At 72.1% G+C, this 4,990-nt stretch carries 4 protein-coding genes; 3 read left to right on the top strand and 1 reads right to left on the bottom strand.

The annotated features are described in order from the left end of the window. Window positions 1-199 precede the first annotated feature (199 nt). Together VN520_RS27170 and VN520_RS27165 are read left to right on the top strand one after the other, a co-directional pair. Window positions 200-1,933: an MFS transporter gene (locus tag VN520_RS27170; protein ID WP_325749587.1), complete on the top strand. Its 1,734-nt coding sequence runs from the start codon at window positions 200-202 to the stop codon at window positions 1,931-1,933. Window positions 1,934-2,022: 89 nt separating this feature from the next. Next, a complete protein-coding gene (locus tag VN520_RS27165; RefSeq protein WP_325749586.1) occupies window positions 2,023-3,267 on the top strand; it encodes an acyl-CoA dehydrogenase family protein in 1,245 nt (414 codons plus the stop codon). 22 nt (window positions 3,268-3,289) lie between these two features. On the opposite strand, the gene VN520_RS27160 is transcribed toward VN520_RS27165, so the two are convergent. Further along, entirely contained in the window at window positions 3,290-3,730 is a 441-nt protein-coding gene (locus tag VN520_RS27160) for a cell division protein SepF (RefSeq protein ID WP_325749585.1), read from the bottom strand. A gap of 311 nt (window positions 3,731-4,041) precedes the next feature. Here VN520_RS27160 and VN520_RS27155 point away from each other — a divergent pair. Next, window positions 4,042-4,990: DUF5685 family protein (locus VN520_RS27155; RefSeq protein ID WP_325749588.1), on the top strand; the 949-nt coding region annotated here is incomplete at its 3' end.

Genomic DNA, 4,990 nt, shown 5'->3' with positions numbered 1-4,990 from the left:
CGCCCCGGATGCCGGGCGCCGAGTGGCGTACCCCACACCCGGCGGCTTGTGAACGTATGAGCTGCACCACGCGTGACCACCTGGGACTCGCGTACGCTGACGGCTCACTCGCCCGTCGATGCCGGGCCCGGGGGACTCCGTGAGCCGGCTCCCCAGCAGGTCTGCCGAGCGCGAGGGACTCATTGTGGGAGGTACGTACATGACAGGGACGTCCACGGCCGTGAGCAGGCTGCGCGCCGCAGCCGGCGGTGCCGACCGCTGGGCCGTCCTGGTCGTCCTCTGCCTCAGTCTGCTGCTGGTCGCCCTCGACGCGACCGTGCTGCACGTCGCCGTCCCCGCCGTCACCGAGGACCTCCGGCCCAGCGCCGTCGGCCTGCTGTGGATCGTGGACGCCTACCCGCTGGTCTGCGCCTCGCTGCTGATCCTCTTCGGCACTCTCGGTGACCGGATCGGCAGACGGCGCGTCCTCCTCTTCGGCTACGCCCTCTTCGGCGTCGCCTCCGCGCTCGCGGCGACGGCCGACTCCGCCGGCGTACTGATCGCGGCGCGTGCCCTGCTCGGCGTGGGCGGCGCGATGATCATGCCCGCCACGCTGTCGATACTCCGCCAGGTCTTCCCCGACCGCCGCGAGCGGGCGCTGGCCATCGGGGTGTGGACCGCGGTCGCCGCGGTGGGCGCCGCGACCGGCCCGGTCATCGGCGGATTCCTCGTCGAGCACTACTGGTGGGGCTCCGTCTTCCTGATCAACATTCCGCTCATGGCGCTGATCCTTCCGGTCGGGCGCTTGCTCCTGCCCGAGTCCCGCGGCGAGGACGACGGCCCCTGGGACGTGCTCGGAGCCCTGACGGCCGCGGCCGGTGTGCTCGGGGTCGTGCTCGGGATCAAACGGATCGGCGGTGGCGAGGGCCTGCCGGCCCCCGCCACCCTCGTCCCGCTGCTCACCGGGGCCGCACTGCTCGTCCTCTTCGTGCGCAGGCAGAAGCGGCGCGCCCATCCGCTGATCGACATCGCGATGTTCTCCCGGCCCGCCTTCACCACCGCGGTCGGCTGCATCGTGCTCGCCATGCTGGCGCTGGTCGGGCTGGAACTGATCGCGGTCCAGTACCTCCAGCTGGTCCTGGACCTGAGTCCGCTGGAGACCGGCCTGCGGCTGCTGCCGCTGACCTTCGCCGCGATGGCGGCCGGCGCCACGGGTTCGTACACCCTGAGCCGCATCGGGCCCCGCCGGATGGTGGGCTGGGGCTTCGTGCTCACGGCGGCCTCGGTGCTCCTGCTGACCCTGATGGGCCAGCACGACCGGCCGGTACTGCTCACCGCCGGCTTCGTGCTGCTGGGCTTCGGGCTGCAGTCCACGCTGTTCGGGGCGTACGAATCGATGCTGAGCGAGGTACCCGCGGAGAGGGCGGGCGGTGCGGCCGCGATAGGCGAGACCTCGTACCAGCTCGGTGCGGGCCTGGGGATCGCACTGCTCGGCAGCGTCATGAACGCGGCCTACGCGCCCGGGCTCTCCCGGCTCCACGAGGAGGGCGTGCCCGCCGCCGCCGGATCGGCGGCGGCGCATTCGCTGGGCGAGGCCTACCAGGTGGCCGGCCGGCTGGGCGGCCCCATGGGGGAGCTCCTGCGGGACACCGCCCGGCGCGCCTTCGTCGACGGTCTGCACGTCACGCTGCTGGTCAGTGCGGGCCTGCTGCTGCTCGGGGCGCTGGCGGCACTGCGTCTGCCGCGGGGCATGGACTGCCCTCCGGCGAAGGGCGCCTGCCAGGAGGCGGCGGCCGTCGTGCCGGAGCAGGCCGCGGGGCCCGGAACCTCCGGATCCGCGTCCTGCCGCGACGCCCCTTCGCTCCGGGCGCCGGACGTCCCGAGGCCTCCTCCTCCCCGCCCCGGCCGACGCGAACCGGCCGAGGCCACGGGGTCTGGACGATCAGCACGCTGAGCCGTAACGTCGGTACGGCGCCGTAACTACCACTGCTAGTTTTAGTGGTGCGGCGCGTTTCTGTACCGTGCGAGCCGCCGGAGGCACCCATGTCCACCACCGAGTCCGCGAAGCCGCCGGAGACGTCGGAGCCGCTCAAGAGCGAGAGGCAGCCGTTCGATCCGGGTGACCCCCTCGGCATCGACGACCTCCTCGGCCCCGAGGACCTCGCGATCCGTGACACCGTGCGTACCTGGGCCGCCGACCGGGTCCTCCCGCACATCGCCGAGTGGTACGAGAACGGTGAACTCCCCGGCATCCGCGAGCTGGCCCGCGAGCTGGGTTCGCTCGGCGCGCTGGGCATGTCCCTGGAGGGGTACGGCTGTGCCGGGGCGAGCGCCGTCCAGTACGGCCTGGCCTGTCTGGAGCTGGAGGCCGCCGACTCGGGCATCCGCTCCCTGGTCTCCGTCCAGGGTTCCCTCGCCATGTACGCCATCCACCGCTTCGGCTCCGAGGAGCAGAAGCAGCGGTGGCTGCCCGGCATGGCCGCCGGTGAGACCATCGGCTGTTTCGGCCTCACCGAACCGGACCACGGCTCGGACCCCGCCGGGATGCGGACGCACGCCGTGCGGGACGGGTCGGACTGGATCCTCACCGGCCGCAAGATGTGGATCACCAACGGGTCGGTCGCCGGGGTCGCCGTCGTATGGGCGCAGACCGGCGAGGCGGGCGAGGGCCAGGGGATCCGCGGCTTCGTCGTGCCGACGGACAGCCCCGGCTTCTCCGCCCCCGAGATCAGGCACAAGTGGTCTCTGCGCGCCTCGGTCACCAGTGAGCTGGTCCTGGACGGTGTGCGGCTGCCCGCCGACGCGGTCCTGCCCCGGGCCACGGGGCTGCGCGGCCCGCTCAGCTGTCTCAGTCACGCGCGCTACGGGATCGTCTGGGGGGCCATGGGCGCCGCGCGGGCGAGCTTCGAGGCGGCTCTGGACTACGCGAAGTCCCGCGAGCAGTTCGGCAGGCTCATCGGCGGATTCCAGCTCACCCAGGCCAAGCTCGCGGACATGGCCCTGGAGCTCCACAAGGGCATCCTGCTCGCCCACCATCTGGGCCGCCGGATGGACGCGGGCAGGATCCGCCCGGAGCAGATCAGCTTCGGCAAGCTCAACAACGTGCGGGAGGCGATCGAGATCTGCCGCACCTCGCGCACGATCCTCGGCGCCAACGGGATCTCGCTGGAGTATCCGGTGATGCGGCACGCGACGAATCTGGAGTCGGTGCTCACCTACGAGGGAACCGTGGAGATGCACCAGCTGGTGCTGGGCAAGGCGCTCACCGGCCTGGACGCCTTCCGGTAGGAATCTCCGGCGAGCGCCCTGCTCAGCTCTGGTTGAAGAAGCCGTCGGCCGGCCGGCCGACGGCTTCGCCGGTGACGATCCGGGTGTGGGCGGGGGTCAGCAGGAAGACCCTGGTCGCCACGCGCTCGATGGAGCCGCGCAGACCGAAGGTCAGTCCCGCGGCGAAGTCCACGACGCGCTTCGCGTCGGTGGGGTCCATCGCCGTGAGGTTGACGATCACCGGCACACCGTCCCGGAAGAGCTCGCCGATCGCGCGCGCGTCCCGGAAGCTGTCCGGGGCGACGGTGGCGATCCGGCGCCCCGTGTCCTCGGCCTCCTCGGAAACCACCTGCACGCGGGGATCGGTCACCCATGGCTGATGCGTGCCGGTCTCGGCCTCCTCGGAGTACTCGTCGTCGTAGTACCGCTCGTCGTTGTCCTCCACGAGGCCCAGCCAGGCACTTGCCTTGCGCACCGATCCCATGGACGCCTCCTCTCACCGCGGTTCGTTGGTGTTCCGCATCTCTTTCCTATCCCCATGGTCGTCCATGATGCGGATACAGCGCCAAGGGGATAGACGTCCCCCGGGCGATTCGTGACGCTACTGGTGCAGAACATGTGGCGATTCGTCAGGGTTGGTGCCGTATAAGGGGGCTTGCGGAGTGAAAATATGATGCTCCGTCCGTACGGGTGACATGGCGGGCGTATGGGTGAACGGACCGGTCGATACGATGCATGCCGCGCAGATCGCACGGGCGCGCGGCCCGTGAGGTGAACGACTCCCGGGGGACCGTCGTGTTCGGAATCGTGAGGCCATGTACCCATCGGCTGTCCGAAGGGCTCAAGGCGGAGTGGATGGCCCATCTCTGCGGTCTGTGTCTGGCTCTTCGCGCGGACCACGGGCAGTTCGCCCGGGTCGTGACGAACTACGACGGGCTGATCGTCTCGGTCCTGACGGAGGCTCAGTCCGGGCGTGCGGCCGGACAGCGGCGCACCGCGGGCCCCTGTCCGCTGCGCTCGATGCGGACCGCTCCGGTCGCCCGCGGCGAGGGGGCCAGGCTCGCCGCGGCCGTGTCGCTCGTGCTGGCGTCGGCGAAGGTGCGCGACCATGTGGCCGACCGTGACGGGCTGTTGAAGCGGCGGCCGGTCGCCGCCGCCGCACGCCGGATCGCCGCGGGCTGGGACAGGGCCGGGGCGCGCACCGGAGCCGAGCTCGGCTTCGACACGGCGCTCCTGGTCGACGCCGTCGACCGGCAGACCGGTATCGAGTCCCTCGCCGGGCCGGGCACCCCGCTGCTGACGGTCACCGAACCCACCGAGACGGCGACGGCCGCGGCCTTCGCGCACACCGCCGTGCTCGCGGGCAGGCCGCAGAACGCGGAGCCGCTGGCCGAGGCCGGGCGGCTCTTCGGGCGGCTCGCCCATCTGCTGGACGCCGTGGAGGACCGCGAGGCCGACGCCGCGTCGGGTGCCTGGAACCCGCTCACCGCGACCGGCACGCCGCTCGCCGAGGCCCGCCGCCTGTGCGACGACGCGCTGCACGGCGTACGCCTCGCGATGCGGGACGCGGAATTCACCGACGGCACGCTGGCGCACGTGCTCCTGGTGCACGAGCTGCGGCGCTCGGTGGACCGGGCCTTCGGATCCGCCTCGTGCTCGCACCAGCGGGGCGGGCAGCCCTCGGGCGCCTTCGGCCCGCCGCCCGGCAACCCGTACGCGCCCGCCCCCGGTGGCCCGTCCGGCC

The organism is Streptomyces sp. (assembly GCF_035563135.1).
GTDB lineage: Bacteria > Actinomycetota > Actinomycetes > Streptomycetales > Streptomycetaceae > Streptomyces.
This window is presented reverse-complemented; position numbering and strand designations above follow the sequence as displayed.